Origin of the sequence: Mesorhizobium sp. L103C105A0 (assembly GCF_000502215.1) — a bacterium.
Classification (GTDB): Bacteria; Pseudomonadota; Alphaproteobacteria; order Rhizobiales; family Rhizobiaceae; genus Mesorhizobium.
In genome coordinates this window covers 874352-896724 of the sequence record NZ_AYXF01000001.1, presented here as the reverse complement: position 1 = coordinate 896724, position 22373 = coordinate 874352, and the positions used below count along the sequence as shown (strand labels likewise).

Here is a 22373-nt window from a genome sequence, read left to right as displayed (position 1 = left end):
GCGAGCTATCCCTTGATCGCCGAGCCGACGATGGAATCGACGAAGAAGCGCTGCAGGAAGACGAACAGGATGAGCGGCGGCAGCACGGCGAGCGTGGCGCCGGCCATCACCAGGCCGGTGTTGACCGCACCCCTGTTGTAGCTGAGCAAGCGGCTCAAGCTGATGACGATCGGATAGGCGTCGGTATTGCCCTGCAGCACGGTCAGCGGCCAGAGATAGCTGTTCCAGTGGTAGACGAAGGCGAAGAGGGCCAGAGCCGCGATTGCGGGAGCGACGCTCGGCGCCACGATCTTGTAGAGGATCAAGAACTCCGAGGCGCCGTCCATGCGCGCGGCGTCGATCAGGTCGTCGGGCACGCCGGAGATGAACTGGCGCATCAGGAAGATGCCGAAGGCGTTGGCGAGATTGGGCACGATGATGCCGGCGAGGCTGGCGTTGAGGCCGATCGAGCCGACCAGGCGATAGAGCGGGATCAACGTCACGATCGGCGGCAGGAACATGGTGGCGATCAGCACAGAAAACAGCAGCGACTTGGCGGGGAAGTGGTATTTGGCGAATGCGTAGCCGGCCATCATGCTGGTCAGCAGGATGCCGGCGGTGGTGATCGAGGCGATGACCAGAGAATTCCACATCGAGCGGCCGACATTGACGACGCCCGACACCTTCTCATAGGCGTCGAGGCTCGGCGTAAGGGGGATCCATACCGGCGGCACCTGCATGCTCTCGGCCGGCGTCTTGAGACTCGATAGCGCCATCCAGACCAGCGGGAAGGCCGAGGCAACGGCGACCAGCAGCATCAGCGTCGCCAGCAGCGCCTTGCGGCCCGACGGGCGCCGGCGCGACAGCCGGCTCGACGATCCCGCGCTCATTCGTCGTTCTTCCGGTTGGCGAAGGCAAACAGCGCGCAGACGACGACAATCAGCGAAAGCATCAACATCACCGCCATGGCCGAACCCAACCCGCCCTGCGCGCGTTCGATGCCGACGCGGCGGATGTGGTAGGTCAGGACGTTGGTCGAGCCGGCCGGCCCGCCCTGTGTGATCAGCGCCACCGGCTCGAACACCTGCACGGCGTTAATGATGGCGATGACGGCGCTGAACAGAAGCGTGCGCCGCATCAGCGGCAGCGTGATGAAGCGGAACTGCTCGAAGCGGTTGGCGCCGTCGAGCTTCGCCGCCTCGTAGAGGCTGCCTTGGATTTGCGTCAGCCCGGCGATGGCCAGCACGGTGAAATAACCGACCTGCTGCCAGACATTGAGGAAGACGATCGAGACCAGCGCCGAGCGCGGCGACGACAGGAAGGGCTGTGGTCCCATGCCGATCAGGTCGAGCATCTGGTTGAGCGGCCCTTCGCTCGGCGAATAAAGCTTCGACCAGACCAGCGCCACCGCGATCATCGGCACCATGTAGGTGGCAAACAGCACCGTGCGCAGCGCCGTGCCGCCGGGCACATCCTGCTGGTAGACCATCAGGCCGAAGGCCACCGACAGAGGCAGGATGAGGACGACGGAGAGCGCGGTGTAGACGGCTGTGTTCGTGAGCGCGGCCTTGAAGTCGCGGCCGATCGAGGTGGCCCCGAAAATCTCGCGGAAATTGTCGAGGCCGACGAAGCTGGCGCTGGAAAACGGCGTCTGCGTCGACCAGTCCTGGAACGACAGCCAGACGGTGAGCAGCATCGGCAACAGGATGAAGATGCCGATCAGCGTCACGGCGGGCGCCAGCATGATGCCCGCCGAGGCACGGTACCTCTGAATCATTATTTGGCGGCGCGCTCCAGGATCGAAATGGCGTCGGCCTGCGCCGTCGCCTGCGCATCCTTGGCTGAGACCTGGCCATACTGCAACGCCTCGAGCGTCTGCTGCAGCGATTCCGAGAATTCCTGGCCGCCGGGCACGACAGGGAACGGCTTGGCATCGGTGAGCACGCTGACATAGCCGGAGAGGAATTCCGAGCCGAGCTTGTCTTTGTGCGCCTCGATGTCGGAGAGGCGTGAGGGCAGGATGCCCATCGACATGAGGATATCCGACATCGCGGAAGCACCGTTCTTGCCGGACTTTGGATTGTTCAGCCAGGCGAGGAAGTCCCACGCCGCCTTCTGCTCGGCGGCACCTGCATTGGCGTTGACCACGGTCATCCAGGAGTAGGATATCGAATGCGGCTTGTCGCCGCTCGGACCGACGGGAATCGGCGCCGTCGCAATGTCGGCGAACTTGTCGCCCATGCCGGCCTTCAGCGCGCTCTCCCACCAATTGGCCATGATGATCATGCCGGTCTTGCCGGAGACGAAATTGTCGAGGAAGGGGCCGGTGGTGTTGGCGTCGGCTGTCGCCATCGAAGGCACGCTGGCGCCCGACTTGATCAGGTCTTCATAGAGCTGGAAAGTCTCGGTGGCCTGCGGGCTGTCCAGCACCGGCTTGCCGTCCTTGACCAGGTCGCCGCCATTGGAGACCAGCAGCGAGGCGAAGGGATGAACGACACCGGCGGCCCATGAATTGATCATGCCGAAGCCTTGCTGTCCCGCATCCTTGTTGGTCAGCTTCTTGGCCGCATCCTTGAACTCGTCCCAGGTCTTGGGTGGCGCCGCGATGCCGGCCTGCTTGAACAGCGCCTTGTTATAGTTCAGCGCATAGACGTCGATTTCGTTGGGGATGCCGTAGAGCGTGCCGCCGACCGAGGCGGCGCTGGTGACGCCCGCCGGCCAGGCGGCCTTGACCTCGCTGGCCACCGCATCGGGAGCGGGCGCGACCAGCTTGTCGCGCGCCAGTTCCGGCAACCAGAGATCGTAAATGCCGCCGATCGTCGGACCGTCCGCGCCGCCGCCTTGCGAGCGCAGCGTGGTCAGGAGGTCGCCGAAGGGGACGGCACGCACGGTGACGCTGACATCCGGATTGGTCTTGGCATAATCCTTGGCCGCCGCTTCCAGCAGCGCCACCGTCTCCGGCGACCAGTGGGTGAGATAGGAGATGTTGACCGACTGCGCCCAGGCCGTGGCGGGCAGGATGGCGAGGCCTGCGGCCAGTGCCAGTTTCGACGTCCAGGCAAACGACATTCCTCATCCTCCCTATTGGTTCGCATGAGGTTATGACAAGTCAGCGCGGCGACGCAAGGGCTTGCTGGCGAAAAAGTCTCACATGGTACGGTCACAGATTTCTTTGCGGCGCTGGAATGTGGGTATTTGTCGTTACGTAACAAACAGTTGCGGGTACTGCAATGTCGTGAGCGGGCCAACGCCGCCATTCCTGAGGCGCAGCAGACCTCTTGCGAATACCGCTATGTCGTTATAATGACTTTTGCCGAACCAATGACTTCTCACGGCACGGAAACGCCGCGGGACGCCAAGGACAGAGAACAATGGGAGACTGGCAATGAGCATGCTTTCACTTCACCGGCGCGCAGCACTTGGGCTGATCGGCGGCCTTGCCGCCGCCTGCGCCGGCGTCTTCGCCTCATTGCCGGCGCGAGCCGCCGACAGCACGGTGACGCTGTGGAGCTGGCGCACCGAGGACGAGGCCGCGATGCGCCGCATCTTCGATGCCTTCGAGGTGAAGAATCCCGGCATCAAGGTCGCCATCCAGTTCACGCCCGATGCCGACTACCAGAACCGGCTGAGCACGGCGCTGCGCGGCGGGCGCGGGCCTGACATCGCCCAGCTCAAGGCCTATGGCGAATTGCAGCCCTTCGTCGAGGCGGGCTATCTCGACGCGCTGGACGACAGCGTGCCGGAGCTGAAGAACATGGAGGACGCAGCGCTTGGCGGCGCGCGCGGCCGCAGCGACGGCAAGCTCTACGGCGTGCCCTACTCGGTGCCGATGATGGGCGTCTTCTACAACCAGGATATCTTCGCCGCCCGGGGCATCGAGATCCCCAAGACCTACAAGGATTTCACCGCCGTCTGCGAGAAGCTGAAGGCGGCCGGCATCACCCCGATCGCCACCGGTGGCGCCAACGGCTCGGCCTGGGAACTGGAGATCGCCGTCGGCGTGGTCGGCCCGACCATCTATGGTCCTGATTTCTACGACGAGATGATGAGCGGCAAGGCGACCTTCCAGGATCCGCGCTATGTGGCGGCGCTGAAGCGCTTCGCCGAGCTGAAGCCGTATTTCCCCGACGGCTTCGCCGGCATCGACTACACCACCGCCACGCAGCAGTTCATCGGCGGCAAGGCGGCGATGTTCCTCGGCGGTTCGTTCGAGAACGGCAGCTTCAAGGCGCAGAACCCGAAGCTGAAGTTCTCGATCTTCCCGTTCCCCGCGGACGATGCCGGGGCAAAACTCTACACCTCGGCCTTCTCCGACGGCTCCTATGGCCTGGTCTCCGAGAGCCAGAACAAGGAAGCCGCGACCAAGGTGCTGGGCTTCATGGCTTCGGCAGAGTTCGCGCAGATGTTCGCCGACGAGCTCGGCTGGCCGCCGGCCCGCACGGATGTGAGGGTGAAGGATCCAGTGCTGGCCTCGATGATGGAGATGGCGAAGAATTCGACGCCGTATCTGACGCTGGTCGGCTTCCGCTGGCAGTCGCCGACGGCGTCTTCGGTGCTGCAGTCGGAGATCATCGACATGGTCGAAGGCAACATCGCGCCGGAGAAGCTGGCGGCCGACATGCAGGCCGCGGTCGCCACCTGGTTCAAGCCGAAGCAGTAGGCGCGGCCGGTCGCAAAAGCGGCCGGCCTCTCACGGACCAGAAAAGCGCATGAGCACCCTTCGCCGCACCAGCAGCCTTCGCCGCACGCAGCAGCGCATGGCCGTGCTGTTCATCCTGCCGGCGCTGGCAGTCTATGCGCTGTTCGTCCTCTATCCCCTGGGGATGTCGCTGTGGGGCAGCTTCTTCGTCTGGAAGGGGCTGCGCATGGTCGAGTTCGCCGGCCTGTCGAATTTCTCAAGGCTGTTCGCTTTCCCGAGCGGCGCGCGGATCTACGGCGCGCTGTGGCACAACACCGCCTGGTTCTTCGGCATCATGGTCTTCCAAAATGGCCTCGGCCTGTTGTTTGCCTGGCTGCTGTTCCTGCGCGACAAGGGTGCGGCCTTCTTCCAGTCGGTGTTCTTCTTTCCGGCGGTGCTGAGCCCGGTCATCGTCGGCGCGCTGTGGCGGTTGCTTTTGGCACCGGGCGGCGTCGTCGAATGGGCGCTGAACGGGCTTGGCCTGCACCAGGGCAGCCTGACCGTGCTCGGCAACAGCCACACCGCGCTCGCCATGCTGATCGCCGTCGATGCCTGGAACTGGATGGGCCCTGCCGGTGCTGATCTACACGGCAGGTCTGCGGCAGATTTCCGGCCAGATTTTCGAGGCGGCAAAACTTGACGGCGCCGGCAATGCGCGCATGCTGTTCTCGATCGCGCTGCCGCTGCTGATGCCGGCGCTGGGCACGCTGACGACGCTGTCGTTCATCAACACCTTCAACCAGTTCGACATCGTCTATGTCACGCAGGGCGTGCAGGGCAATCCGAGCTATTCGACCGACACGCTGGTGACCTACTTCTACCGGCTGGCCTTCGGCGCGGAAGGCGCTGTCGGCATCACCGATATCGGTCTGGCGCTGGCGCTCGGCACCGTGCTGTTTTTGATCCTCAGCATCGGCACGCTCATGATGCTGCGCTTCTTCGACCGCCGCACGGTGCAGCTATGAGCGCGCTGGCGATTGCGCAGAGGCCAGACATCTCTCGGCAGCTGGCGCGGCTGCCCGGCTGGACGGTGCTGGTCGTTTGGACGGCGGCTGTGCTGTTGCCGCTCTACATCCTTGTCGTCTCCTGTTTCAAGACCACGGCCGAGATCTACGACAACAGGCTCGGCCTGCCGCAAAGCTTTGCCTTCGACAATTTCATCAACGCCTGGACGCGCGCCGATCTCGGCCAGAATTTCATCAACAGCCTGATCGTCACGGGCGGCGCCGTCATCCTCACCATCGTCGTCTCGGCGATGGCCGCCTATCCGCTCAGCCGCTACAAGCTTGGCTGGAATGCCATCATGCTCGGCCTGTTCCTGTCCGGCATCATGCTGCCCATCCGGTTGGCCTCGGTCGAACTGTTCACGCTGATGCGCAATCTCGGCCTGCTGGATTCGCTGACCGGGCTGATCCTGGTCTATTCGGCGATCCGCATTCCCTTCGCCGTCTTCATCTTCGCCAATTTCATGCGCGTCTTGCCCTCCGAGTTGGACGAGGCCGCGCGCATGGACGGCGCCGGCGAGGTCCGCATCCTGTTCCAGATCATCCTGCCGATGGTCAAGCCGGCGGTGTCGATCGTGGCCATCTTCACCGCGATCGCGGTGTGGAACGATTTCTTCTTCCCGCTGATCTTCATCTTCGACGACCGCTACAAGACGGTGCCGCTGGCGATCAGCATCTTCGTCGGCCAGTTCCGCACCGACTGGGGCCTGGTGTTCGCCTCGCTGGCGATATCCATGGCGCCCATCCTGATCATGTATTGTCTGCTGGCGCGCCAGATTCGCGAAGGCGTGGGCACCGGAGGAGGCATGAAATGATCGAAGACAGAATTTATGCGGCGAAATCCATCCTGGTGGTCGGCGCGCACGCCTTCGATGCCGAGGTGATGGCCGGGCCGCTGGCGGCCGCTGCCGTCAAGCGCGGCGCCACGGTGACCTTCCTGCATCTGACCATGGGTGAGCAGGGCCATCCGTACCTGGTTCCCGCGCATTATTGCGTGCAGAAGGAAGAGGAAGCGGGCAGCGCGGCGGAGCGGCTCGGCGTCACCATGCGTGGCTTTGGCCTGCGCGACGGCTTCCTGCCCACAGACGATCAGACGGCGCTCGAAGTGGGCGACATCATTCGCGAGCTGAAACCCGAGATCGTCATCACCCATTGGCATGGCAGTTGGCACAAGGACCATCGCGCCGCCGCCCATTTGACGAAGACCGGTATCTTCTTCGCCGGACTGCCGACCGTTGCCAGCGACCATCCGGCGCACACGCCGCAACTGCTGCTGTTCGGCGAGAACTGGGAGGACGATGACGGCTTCCGGCCCGAGCATCTCGTCGATGTCAGCGACGGGTTCGAGGCCTGGCGCGACGCGGTCATGGAGTATGAGCTGGCGCGCGGCCTGAGCAGCTTCCCCTATGTCGACTATTACAGTTCGCTCTACCGGCTGCGCGGCTGCCTGCGCGGCACGCGCCATGCGCAGGCCTTCGCGGCGGCGTCGCATTCGTGGAATGCCGGCAGCGGTCTGTTCTCGCTCCCCTTCGGCAAAGGGTCGGGTCGATGACGCGGGTACTCGCCATCGATCTCGGCGCCACCAATTTGCGCGCTGCCGTATCTACGGGCGATGTCGGTGCGTTGGAGGCGCTGGGCAGCGAGCCGGCGCCGGCAACCCTTGATGCCTTCATTGCGCGCATCGACGCGCTGTGCACTGAGGCCGGGTCGGTCTCAGCGCTTGGCATCGCGGTGCCGGGTCTGGTCGAGGGCTCAATCTGCCGCTGGATCCCCAACTTGCCGTTCCTCGACGGCGTCGATATCCAGCCGCTGTTTCCCAAAGTGCGCGTAGCGCTCGGCAATGACGCACAGATCGCGCTGCTGGGAGAGGCTGTCGAAGGCAGTGCGAAAAACATGCCGGATGCGATCCTGCTCGCCATCGGCACCGGTATCGGTTCGGCGGTGCTGGCCAATGGCCGCATCGTTGCCGGCGCGCATGGCGGCGCCTGCTCGTTCGGCTGGGCCTGCGCCGACGTGAGGGATCATGGTGAAGAGCGCAGCGGCTGGCTGGAGCGCGTTGCGTCGGGCCGGGCGCTCGATGCCCTTGCCGGCCAGATCGGCCTTGCCGACGGCCGCCAACTGATCGCCGCTGCCCAGGCCGGCGAGCTGGCTGCACTCACCTTGCTTGAACTGCCGGCGCGACAGCTCGGCACCGCGCTGGCAGGCGCTGTCGCGCTGCTCGATCCGCAAGCGGTGCTGATTTCGGGTGGTTTGGCGGAGGCGCTGGATGTGATCCGGCCGCCGCTGCTTGCGGCGCTGCGACGTCAACTGCCGCCACATCTGCGCGGCATCGACGTCAAGGCTGGAAAGTTCGGTCCCCGCGCCGGTCTGGTCGGCGCGGCGCTGGCCGGCGCCGTTGGGCAAGGGTGGAGGCAGGTGCGATGAGCGAAGCAAGCTTTCAGCAACCGGACCGCAGACGGCCGGAGCCGCTCTGGTACCAGGTCGAAGAGGCGATCCGAGCCATCGTCAAGAGCGGCGAATGGGCAACGGGCGACCAGATCCCGGCGGAGGACAGGCTGTGCGCCCTGTTCGGCGTCAGCCGCATCACGCTGCGCCACGCCTTGCGCAATCTCGAGGAGGCAGGACTGCTCAGGCGCGAACATGGCCGCGGCACGTTCGTGCGCTCGACCACGCTGGTCGCCGGCACGCGCGAGCTGACCAGCTTTACCCAGGAGATGGGCAATATGGGCGTGGTCGCGGGCTCGCGCCTGCTCGACTGCAGCCTGACCACCGCCAATGCGGCGGCTGCCGGCGCGCTGGAGATCGAGGAGGGCGATCCGGTGGTGCGCATTCGCAGGCTGCGGCTCGGCAACAACGAGCCGATCGGCATCCAGACGGCGCAGCTGTCGGCGGTGCGCGTGCCGGGCTTCCTCGATGCCGGCCTGCTGCAGGGCTCGCTCTACGAGGCGCTGGAGCGCCATTACGGCATCGTGCCGGTGGCCGCGCGGGAGAACTACCGGGTCGGCGCGGTCGGCGCGGCGGACGCCGAACTGCTCGACCTCGCTGTCGGCAGCCCGGCCTTCGTCGTCGAACGCATCACCACCGACGAGCGCGGCCCGTTCGAATTCACCGTCTCGATCATGCGCGGCGACCGCTACGAAATCCGCTCGACGCTGCGCGCCGGACGCGTGCCGCTGAACCCGAGAAGCTGATCCATTCCAGACCGACACAGCAAACAGGAGTACCCACGTGTCCGATCTCTACATCCACCGTCTCGCCGCCCTCATCGACCAGGCTGCGAAAGCCAATGAAGAGGCCTTTGGCCAGGCCGCCAGCCGCTTTGCCGACTCCCTCGAGGGCGGCGGGCTGGTGCATCTCTATGGCTCCGGCCATTCGGTGCTGCCGGTGCAGGAAGTGTTTCCGCGCTATGGCAGCTATGTCGGTTTCAACCCGCTGACCGACCCGCGCGTGATGTGGCACAATGTGCTCGGCGCCGGCGGCGTGCGCGAGCTTTTGTGGCTGGAGCGAACTGAAAAATACGCCGAAAAATTCCTCGACCACCAGCCGCTCAACAAGGGCGATTCGATCATCATCTTCGGCCATAGCGGCCGCAACTCGTCGGGCATCGACACCGCGCTCTACGCCAGGAAGCGCGGCATCTTCGTCGTCGCTGTCACCAGCAAGAACAATCTGGACAAACCGGCGACGCACTCGTCCGGCAAGCGGCTGGCGGATGCCGCCGACCTCGTCATCGACACCTGCTCGCCGATCGAGGACGCCATCGTGCCGGTCGAGGGCTGGAGCCGGCCGGTGTCGGGCTCATCGACGGTGCTTGCCATGATCCTGGCGCATGAGCTGATCGCGCGCACGGCCGAGCAGCTCGCCAAGCGCGGCATCGAACTGCCGGTCTTCGCCTCGCCGACCATTGCCGGCGTGACGCTGCACGACACCGACGTCATCTACGGCGTCTACCGCGAGCGCATGCTGGAGGCGCAGCAGAAGCACCTGCCGACCTTCCAGGCGACGATGCGGGGAGAGTGAAAGCACGGAGGCCCGGCACATGGCCAGGCCTCCAATTTCTCTCGCTGGAATTTTCCGGATGTTCAACGCCGCTTCGGGCGGCTCGCGGGAGATTTGTTGCCGCGCGGGCCGCTCTGAACCGGCGTGTTGCCCTGGTTTTCCTCCGACAGCTTGCGCCAGCGGGCAAGGCGCTCAGGGTCGAGCGTACCCGCCTTCAACGCAGCCTGCACCGCGCAGCCCGGTTCGTGGACATGGGTGCAGTCGCGGAATTTGCACAGCGGTGCGAGCTCGGTGATTTCGGCAAACAGCGTGTCGATGCCGGAGGCGACGTCGCTGACATGCAGCGTGCGCATGCCCGGCGTGTCGATTACCCAGCCGCCACCGGCAATGGGGTGCAGCGACCGCGCCGTGGTGGTGTGGCGACCCTTGGCATCGTGTTCGCGGATGCCCGCCGTCTGTTGCGGCGATTGCTGCGCCGATCCGGCCAGCGTGTTGACCAGCGTCGATTTGCCGACCCCGGAGGAGCCGACCAGCGCCACCGTCTGCCCTGCGCCACACCAGGGAGCAAGCGCCGCTGCGGCATCGGCGACGCGCGGGTTCAGCATCACCACGGCCAGTCCACGCTGCAGGGCGGCGGCCTGGCTTTGGTAAGCCTCGGCATCGTCAGCGGTGTCGGCCTTGGTCAGCAGGATCACCGGCGTCGTTCCGGCCTCGTTGGCCAGCGCCAGATAGCGCTCGAGCCGGGCGATGTTGAAATCGGCATTGCAGGACGTCACGATAAACAGCGTGTCGACATTGGCCGCGGCCAGCTGCGGCACCCTGCCGCCCTGTGTGCGGCGCTCCAGCACCGTCTTGCGGGTCAGGCGGCGGCGCAGCAGATGCGTATGCGGCTCGACCAGCACCCAGTCGCCGACGGCATAGTCGCCGGTGTTGGCATTGGCCGGCAGCGTCAGATCCACTGGCCCTGCCCGGGACAGGCCGGCCAGGCGGTCGCGGTGCACCGAGGCGATGCGCGTCGGCACGAGGTCTGCCTCATCGGCTTCAAGCTGGTCGCCGAAGAAATCCGTCCAGCCCAGGCTTGCGAGGGAGGCCGTCACGGCTTTGACCAGGGGGACGGCGTCACAGACATCGGAGAGTATCCTTTGGCAAAATGGGCGCGGACCCTCGGGGCGGTTGTTCAAGCCGTGTATGGGCGGCATGGCGGCATTTGACAAGCCGAACCGCGCCGATGGCCGAGCCGTTTCGCGCACCACGTTGGAACGCATCGCGGCGGTGGTTCGCTGATGCGCTTACGCGTCGTTACTCTCAATGTCTGCAACACGGAAGGCGAACCGGAGCGCCTGGCGGCCATCAACCGGGAGCTGAGGCGGCTCGACCCCGATCTGTCGCTCTCCAGGACGTCGTCCAGACAGCCGATGTGAAATCCCTCGATACGCTGCCGATGGTCTTGATTTGCATGCCACGCATCAGGCCTCGTCGTCGACCTCGAAGTTGGCAGCGACGGCTGAGGATGGCAGGTCGAGAAGCCTGCCAAAAGGGGGAGGGGGATGGCCGGTACCGCAGGGGGCGGGGGGTTGGGATGGGGTTGCCTGAAGCACCGGCCAAAGCGGGACAAGTCCCACGCCCACAAGCTAGCAGAGCTTGGATCGGTTCATATGGTGTGATCGCGGAACTGGCGCAAAAGCGCTTTCACATCCCCGCGCAGGCGTCGGCAACGAGCCCGCAACCGGGGGTTTCCGGTCGGTTGGTGGATTGCGCAAGCGTCGGTTGAAGGCGCTGCGTGAGGCTGTCGTTTTTAGTGCGGTTCGAGTGCTATGCGCTCAGCGACAGGTGCTCAAGGCAGGGCAATCGCGTGGCGCCACCACATGCGATTGTCCTGCTTACGCCACCGGCAGCGTTCGCCCCGCAATCAGATCCGCAGCCTTCTCCGCAATCATGACCACGGCGGCGTTGGTGTTCGACGACACGATGCTTGGCATGACCGAGCTGTCGCAGACACGCAGGCCTTGCAGACCGCGCACGCGCAGCTCGGGATCGACGACGCTGTCGGCATCGCCGCCCATCCGGCAGGTGCCGACTGGGTGATAGGCGCTGCGGCCATGTTCTCGGGCGAAGGCTTCGAGTGCTGAGCGCCCCTGCATCGCCTTGCCGGGCAGATGCTCGCGGCTGATGTATCTGGCGAAGGCTGGCTGCGACAGGATTTCGCGGCTGATCTCGATGCCGTCGATGGCGCGTTCGAGATCATAGCGCTCGGCGAACGGGTTGGGGTCGATGATGGGCGCATCGCGCAGGTCCGCGGACTTGAGCGTGACGCTGCCGCGCGAACGCGGGCGCACATGGTAGGAGTTCAGCGTGCAGCCATTGCCGCCGGGAACCGAGCCGATGCCTTCCTCGACGCCGGCGCCGGGCAGGAAATGGAACTGGATGTCCGGCGTCTTCTCCGCGCGGTCGCCCCACCAGAAGCCGCCGGCCTCGACGATGTTGGAGGCCACCGGCCCCTTGCCGAACAGCGCATATTCAAGACCGGCGACCGCTTGCCAGCGCTTCTTCTTGTAACGGTCGATGCCGTGCGGTCCGTTGAGCTCGGCGACGACATCGACGTCCATGTGATCGTGCAGATTCTGGCCGACGTTTTTGGAATCGTGGACCACCTCGATGCCGTGATGGCCGAGATGCACGGCCGGGCCGATGCCGGACAGCATCAGCAATTTCGGCGAGCCGATGGCGCCGGCGGCGACGATGACTTCGCGCTCGGCGCGGAGCAGTTCGGTGCGGCCATTGACGATGATCTCGACACCGATGGCGCGGCCGTTCTCGACCACGATGCGGCTGACGGAGGCGTCGGTGCGTAGCGTCAGATTCTTGCGGCCGAGCGCCGGCTTCAGATAGGCGACCGCCGTGCTCGAGCGTTTCCCCCGACGCGTCGTCGTCTGGTAGAAGCCGGCGCCCGCCTGCTCACCGGCGTTGAAGTCGGCGCGGAAAGGAAGGCCCGCCTGCTGCGCCGCCTTGACGAAGATGCGGGTCAGCGGATGCGGCGCGCCGCTGGAGACGCCGAGCGGGCCGTCAATGCCATGCTGCGCATCGGCAAAAGTGTCGTTGCCCTCGGAGCGGACGAAGTAGGGCAGCACGTCGGCATAGCTCCAGCCGGCACAGCCGGCGTCAGCCGCCCAGCCGTCATAATCCTGCGGGCAACCGCGGGTGAACACCTGGGCGTTGATCGAGGAGCCCCCGCCCAGCACGCGGGCCTGCGGATAGACCATGGTGCGGCCGTCGATTTCCTTGCCGGGCGCGGTGTCATAGCCCCAGATCAGCGGCCCCGACGTCATCTTGAAGAAGCCGACCGGCAGATGGATGTAGCGATCGGTGTCGGGCGGACCGGCCTCGAGCAGCACGACGGACACGTCCGGGTCCTCGCTCAGCCGGGCGGCCAGAATGCAGCCAGCCGAACCGCCGCCGACAATGATGTAATCCGTCATTTCCACTCCCGGGTTCTCTTTGTTGGAGCATGATCTCCCGGACAAAACGGTTTCCCGATTTGTCCGAGAAAACCGGTTCCCACTTCTAGGGATCATGCTCCGGCGGGCGATGAAAATCACCGCCCTCCTCTTGCGCGCGACGATCTCAAGTCGCTTGTGCCGCGTCAAGAGAAAGGGTATGGTTATCGTGTTGAAGGGTTGTCGTACAAGTGGAGGAGCTCGACGATCCTCACCAGGAGGTCCCGGCCGCGCTCCCTGCGCAAGATGCCGGGCGGAACAGAATTCAATCGGGAGGTTTCGAGGTATGAACGACACGAAGAATTTTGCGGTCAACCGGCGCACGCTGATGATGGGCGCCACCGCCGGCGTGGCGGCACTCGCCATGCCGAGCGTGCTGCGCGCGCAGGACAAGCCGACTCTGGTGACGTCGATCCGCTCGCTGTCCAACCCCTATCACGCGGTGTGGAAGACCGGCGCCGAAGCGTATGCCAAATGGGCCGGGCTGGAACACGTCACGCTGGTTTCGGAAGGCAACAGCGAGAAGGGCATTGCCGACATCAAGGCGATGCTGGCCAAGACCGGCGGCAACATGGTGCTGAATTCCGATCCCAACGACACGCCCGATGCGCGCCCGATCGTCGAGGCCTGCGCCAAGGCCGGCGCCTATGTGGTGACGCAGTGGAACAAGCCTGGGGATCTGCACCCGAAGGATTTCAACCCGAACTATGTCTCGCATATCGAGTTCGACGGCATCGACAGCGGCAAGACCATCGCCGAGATCCTGTTCAAGACCATTGGCGGCAAGGGCGGCATCGTCGCACTCGGCGGCCTGATCTCGACCACGGCGGCGATCGAACGCAAGAAGGGCCTCGATGCGGCGCTCGCCGCCAACCCGGACATCAAGCTGCTCGACTTTCAGGTCGCCAACTGGAAGTCGACCGAAGCCTTCGACCTGATGGGCAATCTGCTCACCCGCTTCGGCGACGACATCAAGGGCATCTGGGCGGCCAATGACGATATGGGCTCGGGCGCTCTGGAAGCGCTGCGCGCCGAAAACCTGGCCGGCAAGGTGCCGATCGTCGGCGTCGACGGCATCAAGACGGCGGTCGATGCGGTGCGCACCGGCGAGTTCGCCTGCACCGTCACCTCCGATCCGTTCTGGCAGGGCGGCATGGGTCTCGCCATCGGCTACAACGCCAAGATCGGCAAGTTCGACCCGACCAAGGAGCCGCCGGAGCACCGCGAGTTCTACGGCAAGGCGGTGCTGATCTCGCACGACAATGTCGAGGAATATTACAAGACCAATGTCGATGCGAAGCCCGAGATCGACTGGAACGATCTGTGGGGCCGGGTGACCGGAGCGATCCGTACCTGATCCATCGGAGCGGGCTGCAACTCCCTGGCGGCCCGCTTCCTCCCGCAGCCGTCGCGATCCCCTTGTCGCGACGGCTGTCACCAGCAGACGGGAAGCGGTTTCTTGACAATCCATACAGAACCCCTGAAGTCCGTTTCGGACATCGAGCGGACGACGCCTATGACATCGTTCCCCGGCCGCATCGCGACATTCCTGGGCGGCAGGCGCTGGCGCAGCCTTGCGCCGCTGGCGGTGCTGATCGTGTTGTGCATACTCATCGCCATTGCCAACCCCAATTTCATCGAGCTGCGCAATCTGGTGCGGCTTGCGAATTCCGCCGCCGTGCCGCTGACGCTGGCGATGGGGCTGACCTTCATCATCCTGATGGGCAGCATCGACCTCGCAGTCGAAGGCACGCTTTCGGTGGCGGCGATGGTGCTTGTGCTGCTCGCCGCCAATGACGGCAACGGCAACGACTATGGCTGGTGGGCGGTGCTCGCTGCCATCGCCGCCGGCACCGCCATGGGCTTCGTCAGCGGTCTCGTCCAGACCATGCTGCGCATCCCGTCCTTCATGGGCACGCTCGGCATGTGGTTCATCGGCCTCGGCCTGTCGGTCTATATGCTGGGCGGCACGGCCATCAAGCTGAACGACGCCTCGATCCGCGACCTGGCCTTGCACCGTTTCCTCGGCCTGCCGGTGGCGGTCTGGGTCGCGTTCGGCGCCTTCCTGCTCGCCACTGTCATCCAGTATCACACCAAGCTCGGCCGCCACATATTGGCGATCGGCGGCGACGAGGATGTCGCCAAGCTCTCCGGCGTCAATGTCGTGCGCGTGCGCATCACCGCTTTTGCGCTGGCAGGGTTCTTCTTCGGCATTGCCGGCGTGCTGGCCGCGGCACAGCTCGGCCAGTCGCACGCCGTCATCGGCGACGGCAGGCTGTTTGCAGCGGTCACCGCAGTGGTCGTCGGCGGCACCGCTTTGACCGGCGGCGAGGGCGGCGTCGTCAACACGCTGATCGGTGTGCTGATCGTCACCGTGCTTGCCAATGGCATGATCCTGCTCGGCATCTCGCCCTACATCCAGCAGACGGTGCAGGGTCTGATGATCATCGCCGCGGTGGCGCTGTCGCTCGACCGTGTCCGCCTGAAAATCGTCAAGTGAACGCCATGCTGCAGGCGTCCAACATCATCAAGAATTTCCCCGGCGTCCAGGCGCTGCGCGACGTCTCCATCGAGGTGCGGCCCAATGAAGTTGTCGGGCTGATCGGCGAGAACGGCGCCGGCAAGTCGACGCTGATGCGGGTGCTGGCCGGCGGTTACCGGCCGGATGGCGGCTCGCTCACGCTGGATGGCGAACAGCTGCGCATGCGCAACGCCCGTGATGCGGCCAGGCATGGCATCGGCATGGTGTTCCAGGAGCAGTCGCTGGTGCTGAACCTGACGGTTGCCGAAAACATCTATCTCGGCGAAGAGGACCGCTTCACCCGCTTCGGCCTCGTCAATTGGCGCGCCATGAACGCGGCGGCGCGGCGGCAACTGGCCAAGATCGGCATCGACATCGACGTCACCGCGCGCACCTCCGAACTCACCTTCGCCGCACGCCAGATGGTCGAGCTCGCCAAGGCGCTGACCTTGGAGGAAGTGGTCGAGCGGCAGTTGCTCATCCTGCTCGACGAGCCGACCTCGGTGCTCAACGCCGCTGATATCGAGGTGCTGTTCGCGCGGGTGCGCTCGCTTAAATCCCGCGCCAGTTTTGTGTTCGTCTCGCACCGCCTCGACGAGGTGCTCAACATCTCCGACCGTGTCTACACGATGAAGGACGGCGCGGTCGTCGCCGAGCACCGCGCAGCTGAAGTCACCGCGCCGGAGCTGCACGAGATCATGGTCGGGCGCGGCCTGCAGGCCGAATATTACCGCGAGGCCCGCCAGCTCGCGCCGCGCGATATCGTGATGGTCGAGGCCAAGGGGCTTGGCGCCAACGGTTACTATCACGGCGTCGATCTCTCGATCCGGGCCGGCGAGATTGTCGGCATTGCCGGCGTCGTCGGCTCCGGCCGCGAGGAGGTGACGCGCACCGTTGGCGGCTTCGTCCAGCATGATGCCGGCGAGATGAAAATCGCCGGCGATGCCGTGCGCTTCTCCTCGCCGGAGCCGGCTGTGCGCAAGGGCATCGGCTATGTCCCGCGCGAGCGCCGGCTCGAAGGGCTGGTGATGTTCCTGTCGATCGCGGAGAACATTTCGCTGGCCGATCTCTCCAGCGTCATGCGCCATGGCGCCATCGACTATGGCAAGGAGCGCCGGCTTGCCGCCGACTGGATCAAGCGGCTGCGCATCAAGGCGCCCGGTCCCGATGCCGCCTGCCGCAAGCTCAGCGGCGGCAACCAGCAGAAGGTGGTGCTGGCGCGCTGGATGACGGCGGGCTCGCGCATCCTGGTGCTCGACCATCCCACACGCGGCCTCGATGTCGGCGCCAAGGAGGAGGTCTACGAATTGGTGCGCGATCTCTCGGCGCAAGGCGTGGCGATCCTTTTGATTTCCGACACGCTGGAGGAAACGATCGGTCTGTCGCACCAGGTGCTGGTGATGCGCGACGGTGCAATCACCGCACGCTTCGATGCCAGTCCGGGCAACAAGCCGAACCAGGTCGATCTTCTCAGGGCAATGGTGTGAACCGATGAATGAGGCGTTCTCCATCAGGCAGGTTTTCGAGGGCAAGTGGACGCAAGGCGCCATTCCGCTGATCCTGCTGGTCGGCCTGCTGCTGGTCATCGAGATCGCCGCGCCCGGCTTCCTCACCGGCGAAACCGTGGCGCTTTTGTTTGCCAACACCTCCGTGCTGTTCATCCTGGCGACCGGCGTCACCTTCGCCATTCTGCTCGGCGGCATCGATTTGTCGATCCAGGCGGTGGCGTCACTAGCCAGCGTCATCCTGGCGCAATTGCTGCCGTCGCTCGGCCTCGCCGCCTTTCCGGTGGCGATCCTGTCGGGGCTCGCCTTCGGCGTGTTGAGCGGTGTCGTCCATGTCAAGCTGCGCGTGCCGTCCTTCGTCGCGACACTCGCCACCGGCGGCGTGGTCACCGGCCTGGCGCTCTGGGTCTCCAATGGCCGCGCCATCACCATCGAGGAGGCTGGTCGCGAAAACACGGCGTGGATCAACGCCACCATCATCGGCATTCCGGTGGTGGTGCTGATTTCGGCGGTCATCGGCATCGCCGCCTTTCTGGCGCTGCGCTACACACGCTTCGGCCGCCAGGCGATCGCGGTCGGCGCCGGCGAGCCGGCGGCGTGGGCCGCGGGCATCAATGTTGACCGCACCAAGATCATCGCCTTTGCCGCGTCGGGTATGCTCGCGGCCTTCGCCGGCATCGTGCTGGCAGCCAGGCTGTCGAGCGGTTCGCCGGTGCTGGCCAACCAGCTGCTGCTGCCGGCCATCGCCGCCGTCATCGTCGGCGGCACGGCGATCACCGGCGGGCTCGGCGGCGTTGCCCGCACGGCGGTCGGCGCGCTGATCATCTCGATCGTGCGCATCGGCATGACCTTCGTCGGCGTCAATATTTTCCTGGAAAACATGGTGTTCGGCGCGGTGCTCATTGCCGCCGTCGCCATCACCATCGACCGCAGCAAGATCGCGGTCATCAAGTGATCCCGCCTCCCAGGCAAGCGCGGACAGGACGGGACCGCATCGGCGCGAGGCCGATGCGGTCCGGCCCGATCGGATTACATCGTGTCGAGGCCGATCAGCTCGATCTTGTAGCCGTCGGGGTCTTCGACGAAAGCGATGTGGGTGGTGCCGTGCTGCATCGGGCCGGGCTTGCGCGGGATCTTGGCGCCGCGCTTTTCCAGTTCGGCGCAGACGGCGTAGATGTCGTTGACGCCGAGCGCCAGATGGCCGAAGCCGGTGCCGATCTCGTAGGGCTCCTCGCGGCCCCAGTTCAGCGTCAGCTCGACGACGGCTTCCTTGTCCTCGGGGCCGTAGCCGACAAAGGCGTTGGTGAACTTGCCGCCGGGGTAGTCGTCGCGGCGCAGCAGAGTCATGCCGAGCACCTCGGTGTAGAAGGCGATCGACTTGTCGAGGTCGAGCACCCTGATCATGGTGTGCATATAGCGAAATCCCGGGGCGTCGCTCATTGGGGAAGTCCTCCGAATTCTGTGATTTGCGGGTCTGATCATCCACATCGAACGCTTGGCGGCAAGCCTCGCTTGATGTTCTCAATCAGGGTTGTATGATAACACGACAACGCCGGTATTTGTCCAGCCGTTTTGCCGAGGGGCCCAGAGCCAATCCATGAATGCCGTGCCGCCACCCTCCGCATCGCAGATCGCAGCCCTGGCCGGCTTGCTGCCGAATGGCGGGCTGCTGACCGAGGAAGTGGATCTGGCGCGCTACAGCCGCGATTGGTCGGGCGATCATTTCGGCCGGCCGCTGGCGGTGGCGCGGCCCTCTTCGGTGGAGGAAATGTCGGCGCTGATGCGGTTCTGCCATGCCGAGCGCATTCCGGTGGTGCCGCAAGGCGGCCTGACCGGGCTCGTGGGCGCCGCAGTGGCGGCGGATGGCGGCGAGATCGTCATCTCGCTGGAGCGCATGAACCGTATCCGTTCGATCAGCCCGATCGACTTTGCCATGGTGGTCGAGGCCGGCTGCATTCTCGAGGACGCCAAGCGCGCCGCCGAAGCGAGCGACTGCCTGCTGCCGATCACCTTCGGCGCGCAGGGCAGCTGCCGTATCGGCGGCAATGTCGCCACCAATGCCGGCGGCTTCAACGTGCTGCGCTACGGGATGACGCGGGACCTGGTGCTTGGCCTCGAAGTGGTGCTGGCCGACGGCCGCATCTGGAACGGGCTGAAAGTGCTGCGCAAGGACAATCGCGGCTATGATCTGAAGCAGATCTTCATCGGCTCGGAGGGCACGCTGGGCATCGTCACCGCGGCGGCGCTGAAGCTGTTTCCCAAGCCGACGCAGATCGAAACAGCACTTGTCGGCTTGCGCTCGGTCGAGGATGCGATGGCACTCTATGCCCGCGCCCGGCGCGATTGCAGCGATTTGCTCACCGCCTTCGAACTGATCCTGCGCGGCGGCATCGAGATCACCATGCGCGAAGGCCAGGATTTTCCCGATCCGCTCAGCCAGCCCTATCCCGTCTATGTGCTGATCGAGGTGTCGTCGGGCGGGCTGATCGACCTCTCCAATATGCTGCTGGGGTTTCTCGGCAGCGTCGAGGACATCGTCGAGGACGGCGTCATCGCTTCGACCAGGGCTCAAGGTGAGCGGTTGTGGCTCTACCGCGAGATCATGGTCGAGCGGCAGGGCAGGGGCGGGCGCTACCTGCGCACCGATGTGTCGGTGCCGATCTCCAGGCTTGCCGATTTCGTCACCGATGCGCTGGCCGCCTTGGAGAAAGCCCGGCCCGACGCGCTGGCCGTCACCTACGGCCATGTCGGCGACGGCAACATCCACCTCAACGTCGTGCCGCCGGAAGGCATGGGCACCGAGGCGATGGAACATCTGTTCGAGCAGGCGGAAGCCGAGATCTTCACCGTCGTCGATCGCTATGGCGGCTCTATCAGCGCCGAGCACGGCATCGGCCGGGTCAAGCAGAAGGCGTTCCTCGAACGCATCGATCCGGTGACGCTCGACCTCGCCGCCGGCATCAAGGACGCATTCGACCCGCGCCACATTCTCAGCAACGGCCGCATTCTGGCGTCCGCACCCGCCGTCGACTATAGGTGAGCGATGACGCTGAAACTCGACAAGGTCAATCGCGGCCCACACCTCTCCACTCTGGTGGCCAGTTCCATCTCGCGCGAGATCGCGCAAGGCCGGCTGAAGCCGGGTGACCAGCTGCCGACCGAGGCGGCGCTGGCAACCACTTTCGGGGTCAGCCGCAACGTGGTGCGCGAGGCGATCGCGCGGCTGCGCTCGGAAGGCCGAATCTGGTCGCAGCAGGGGCGCGGCGCCTTCGTGGTCGAGAGCAACAACCCGACGGTGCTGACCATCGACCATGAGACGCTGCAGCGCGCCGACTCGTTTCGCAATCTGTTCGAACTGCGTGGCATCCTCGAAGTGCAGGCGGCGGCCCTTGCCGCAAAACGGCGCAGCGACGCCGATCTCAAAGCCATGGGCGATGCGCTGTCCGGCATGCGCGCCGCCCCCTATGGCAGCGTCGCCTGGCTGCGCAGCGACCTCGAATTCCACCGCACCGTCGCCGAGGCGACGCGCAATTCCTACATGGGCCAATTCCTGGTCTTCGTGTCCGAGCGGGTGCGCGAAAGCATTCTCGCCGCCGGCAACCAGCAAAAGTCGGACGACATGGCCCGCATCACGCTCGGCGAACATGAGCGCATCCTGAGAGCGATCCGTGCCGGCGACGCCGAAGGAGCGCAAGCGGCGATGCGCGACCATCTGGCGGGCGCGGCGCTGCGGGTGGGGTTGCATGAGGGGGAAGCTGCGGAGATAGCGCCGGGGCCCGAGGCGGCGTCTCCGGTACGGCATTCGCGGTTGCGGAAGGCTGTGCGCGGGCAGGCTTAGGGATAGCCTTGCCTTATCCGCGCGCTGGGCCAATCGCCTATGGCGGCGCTGACCCCCACTCCGTCTCGGCTTCGCCGAGCCACCTTGCCGGGGCGAGCCACGGGTCTCGCCCGTCCTTCGGACCCCCCATTTCATGGGGGATGAGGAAATGCCAATCTCCGACATCGCAGCCCTTCAAAGCTTGGGTTTCCTCTCCCCCACGAATGTGGGGGTAGAGGTGGCTCGGCGAAGCCGAGACGGAGTGGGGGAGCGCCATATCAGATTTCACTCGGTCGTCGGCTCAACCAGCTCAGGGCCGGAGATAGGCCGCCACCCACCGCGCTATTTCAGCGGCAAAAACAGCTCAAGCACCACCTCGCGCACCGGTCCGTTCGACGAAAAGTGTCGCTGGCAATAGATCGGAAAGTCGCGCGCCTCCTCGCCGCTGGCCGGAAGCCATTCGCGGTACAGGTAAAGCGCTGCCGGCTCGAGATTGTTGGTGTTGCCGGGATAGCGCAGCACCGCGCAGCGTCCGCCGGGGATCACGCCGGCCTTCATCTGCGCGTCCTCGATCGGCCCGCCTTCTACCGGCAGGTCGGTTCCGGCACAAATATCCATGCTGTAATCGGCCGGGTTCGCCGGCTCCCTTTCGGAACGGAAGATGTTGAAGGTCGGGCTTGTCTCGGGCGAGAGGCCGGCCGCCTTGCGCCAGGCGATGAAGCGCTGGATGGTGTCCTGGAGCGTCGCCCGGTCGCCGCGATGCTCCATGATCGCCACCGGCGTCGGGGGCACATCGCGGATCATCACGTCGGCGGGTTCGAAGATTATCTGCATGAGCGTGGTCCTTGCTTTTTCGAGCGGCCCGAAGGCCATGAGCCACGCCCCCCAGTCGGGAGACTTCCGGAACGACGAAGGCGATTGTCCGAACCGTTGCCGAAAGGCGCGGGCGAAGGCATCCGGTGCGTCGTAACCGGCATCCATCGCTATGTCGGTGACGCTTTGGGCGTCGCTCTCGGCAAGCCGGTACGAAGCGCGCTTCAGGCGGGCGAGCTGGACATAGCGATGCACGGACAAGCCGAAGGTTGACGTGAACTGCCGGTGGAAATGGTATTTCGAGAACGCCGCGACGCCGCTCAACGCTTCCAGGCCCAGATCGCCGTCCAGATGCTGGTCTATGTGGTCCAGCACCCGCTGCATCCGGGCTTGGTAGTTTTCAAGTGGCGTCATCAAACGTCTCGTCCTGCGTGGCGACACCAGATAGGCGGTTCCGGACATGTCGCGCTCGACCGATCTTGCGGTTTGACATGGGGAGGGGTGGCCAGTGGTGGCTTAAAGGCCAACTCTGGCGCCGAAGCAGCGGCGCAAAGTTGCGGAAG

At 65.1% G+C, this 22373-nt stretch carries 22 protein-coding genes; 15 read left to right on the top strand and 7 right to left on the bottom strand.

Annotated features, from left to right (window positions below; translation table 11 throughout):
• Window positions 1–5: 5 nt before the first annotated feature.
• Genes X727_RS160320 through X727_RS160330 form a run of 3 tightly spaced genes read right to left on the bottom strand, consistent with a single transcriptional unit; the run spans window position 6 to window position 3048 of the window.
• Window positions 6–869 carry a carbohydrate ABC transporter permease gene (locus tag X727_RS160320; RefSeq protein WP_023817202.1) on the bottom strand — a complete coding sequence of 288 codons (864 nt, stop codon included), beginning with the start codon at window positions 867–869 and terminating at the stop codon, window positions 6–8.
• Entirely contained in the window at window positions 866–1756 is an 891-nt protein-coding gene (locus tag X727_RS160325) for a sugar ABC transporter permease (protein WP_023817203.1), read from the bottom strand. The genes X727_RS160320 and X727_RS160325 overlap by 4 nt, the downstream gene beginning before the upstream one ends.
• Complete coding sequence (locus X727_RS160330; RefSeq protein ID WP_023817204.1) at window positions 1756–3048, bottom strand: sugar ABC transporter substrate-binding protein; 1293 nt, start codon at window positions 3046–3048, stop codon at window positions 1756–1758. The genes X727_RS160325 and X727_RS160330 overlap by 1 nt, the downstream gene beginning before the upstream one ends.
• A gap of 316 nt (window positions 3049–3364) precedes the next feature.
• Here X727_RS160330 and X727_RS160335 point away from each other — a divergent pair, with 316 nt between their 5' ends.
• Genes X727_RS160335 through X727_RS160360 form a run of 8 tightly spaced genes read left to right on the top strand, consistent with a single transcriptional unit; the run spans window position 3365 to window position 9681 of the window.
• Window positions 3365–4639: an extracellular solute-binding protein gene (locus X727_RS160335; RefSeq protein WP_023833650.1), complete on the top strand. Its 1275-nt coding sequence runs from the start codon at window positions 3365–3367 to the stop codon at window positions 4637–4639.
• Window positions 4640–4688: 49 nt separating this feature from the next.
• Complete coding sequence (locus X727_RS01000000164410; RefSeq protein ID WP_245274120.1) at window positions 4689–5297, top strand: sugar ABC transporter permease; 609 nt, start codon at window positions 4689–4691, stop codon at window positions 5295–5297.
• Window positions 5233–5622, top strand: a complete 390-nt coding sequence (locus X727_RS1000000168870; RefSeq protein WP_245274119.1) for a sugar ABC transporter permease — start codon at window positions 5233–5235, stop codon at window positions 5620–5622. The genes X727_RS01000000164410 and X727_RS1000000168870 overlap by 65 nt, the downstream gene beginning before the upstream one ends.
• A complete protein-coding gene (locus tag X727_RS160340; protein WP_023691908.1) occupies window positions 5619–6476 on the top strand; it encodes a carbohydrate ABC transporter permease in 858 nt (285 codons plus the stop codon). The genes X727_RS1000000168870 and X727_RS160340 overlap by 4 nt, the downstream gene beginning before the upstream one ends.
• Complete coding sequence (locus X727_RS160345; protein WP_031195993.1) at window positions 6473–7213, top strand: PIG-L family deacetylase; 741 nt, start codon at window positions 6473–6475, stop codon at window positions 7211–7213. Before X727_RS160340 ends, X727_RS160345 begins: the two co-directional genes overlap by 4 nt.
• Entirely contained in the window at window positions 7210–8085 is an 876-nt protein-coding gene (locus tag X727_RS160350) for an ROK family protein (protein WP_023691907.1), read from the top strand. Before X727_RS160345 ends, X727_RS160350 begins: the two co-directional genes overlap by 4 nt.
• Window positions 8082–8852 carry a GntR family transcriptional regulator gene (locus X727_RS160355; protein WP_023683130.1) on the top strand — a complete coding sequence of 257 codons (771 nt, stop codon included), beginning with the start codon at window positions 8082–8084 and terminating at the stop codon, window positions 8850–8852. The genes X727_RS160350 and X727_RS160355 overlap by 4 nt, the downstream gene beginning before the upstream one ends.
• A 37-nt stretch (window positions 8853–8889) precedes the next feature.
• A complete protein-coding gene (locus X727_RS160360; RefSeq protein WP_023700933.1) occupies window positions 8890–9681 on the top strand; it encodes an SIS domain-containing protein in 792 nt (263 codons plus the stop codon).
• A gap of 62 nt (window positions 9682–9743) precedes the next feature.
• Here X727_RS160360 and rsgA read toward each other — a convergent pair whose 3' ends face one another.
• Window positions 9744–10757 (bottom strand): ribosome small subunit-dependent GTPase A, encoded by a 1014-nt coding sequence (rsgA, locus tag X727_RS160365; RefSeq protein ID WP_245274118.1) that lies wholly within the window; start codon window positions 10755–10757, stop codon window positions 9744–9746.
• 186 nt (window positions 10758–10943) lie between these two features.
• Here rsgA and X727_RS1000000167750 point away from each other — a divergent pair, with 186 nt between their 5' ends.
• The gene (locus X727_RS1000000167750) at window positions 10944–11081 is read left to right on the top strand and encodes a hypothetical protein (RefSeq protein WP_023691904.1); all 138 of its coding nucleotides are present in this window, start codon (window positions 10944–10946) and stop codon (window positions 11079–11081) included.
• Between the two features lie 459 nt (window positions 11082–11540).
• Here the strand turns inward: X727_RS1000000167750 and X727_RS160370 are convergent, their stop codons facing one another.
• A complete protein-coding gene (locus X727_RS160370; protein ID WP_023740876.1) occupies window positions 11541–13136 on the bottom strand; it encodes a GMC family oxidoreductase N-terminal domain-containing protein in 1596 nt (531 codons plus the stop codon).
• A gap of 304 nt (window positions 13137–13440) precedes the next feature.
• On the opposite strand from X727_RS160370, the gene X727_RS160375 reads away from it, so the two are divergent.
• From X727_RS160375 to X727_RS160390, 4 genes are all read left to right on the top strand, one after another.
• Window positions 13441–14511 (top strand): sugar ABC transporter substrate-binding protein, encoded by a 1071-nt coding sequence (locus X727_RS160375; RefSeq protein ID WP_023683136.1) that lies wholly within the window; start codon window positions 13441–13443, stop codon window positions 14509–14511.
• A gap of 102 nt (window positions 14512–14613) precedes the next feature.
• The gene (locus X727_RS160380; protein WP_245274117.1) at window positions 14614–15654 is read left to right on the top strand and encodes an ABC transporter permease; all 1041 of its coding nucleotides are present in this window, start codon (window positions 14614–14616) and stop codon (window positions 15652–15654) included.
• A 5-nt stretch (window positions 15655–15659) separates the two neighbouring features.
• Window positions 15660–17162 carry a sugar ABC transporter ATP-binding protein gene (locus X727_RS160385; RefSeq protein WP_023671076.1) on the top strand — a complete coding sequence of 501 codons (1503 nt, stop codon included), beginning with the start codon at window positions 15660–15662 and terminating at the stop codon, window positions 17160–17162.
• A 4-nt stretch (window positions 17163–17166) separates the two neighbouring features.
• Window positions 17167–18135 carry an ABC transporter permease gene (locus X727_RS160390; protein ID WP_023833648.1) on the top strand — a complete coding sequence of 323 codons (969 nt, stop codon included), beginning with the start codon at window positions 17167–17169 and terminating at the stop codon, window positions 18133–18135.
• Between the two features lie 74 nt (window positions 18136–18209).
• Here X727_RS160390 and gloA read toward each other — a convergent pair whose 3' ends face one another.
• The gene (gene gloA, locus X727_RS160395) at window positions 18210–18620 is read right to left on the bottom strand and encodes a lactoylglutathione lyase (RefSeq protein WP_019856614.1); all 411 of its coding nucleotides are present in this window, start codon (window positions 18618–18620) and stop codon (window positions 18210–18212) included.
• Between the two features lie 157 nt (window positions 18621–18777).
• Here gloA and X727_RS160400 point away from each other — a divergent pair, with 157 nt between their 5' ends.
• Together X727_RS160400 and X727_RS160405 are read left to right on the top strand one after the other, a co-directional pair.
• Window positions 18778–20220, top strand: a complete 1443-nt coding sequence (locus tag X727_RS160400) for an FAD-binding oxidoreductase (protein ID WP_023728490.1) — start codon at window positions 18778–18780, stop codon at window positions 20218–20220.
• Window positions 20221–20223: 3 nt separating this feature from the next.
• Window positions 20224–21018: a FadR/GntR family transcriptional regulator gene (locus X727_RS160405; protein WP_023671079.1), complete on the top strand. Its 795-nt coding sequence runs from the start codon at window positions 20224–20226 to the stop codon at window positions 21016–21018.
• 321 nt (window positions 21019–21339) lie between these two features.
• Here the strand turns inward: X727_RS160405 and X727_RS160410 are convergent, their stop codons facing one another.
• Complete coding sequence (locus X727_RS160410) at window positions 21340–22227, bottom strand: AraC family transcriptional regulator (protein WP_023814664.1); 888 nt, start codon at window positions 22225–22227, stop codon at window positions 21340–21342.
• Between the last annotated feature and the right edge of the window lie 146 nt (window positions 22228–22373).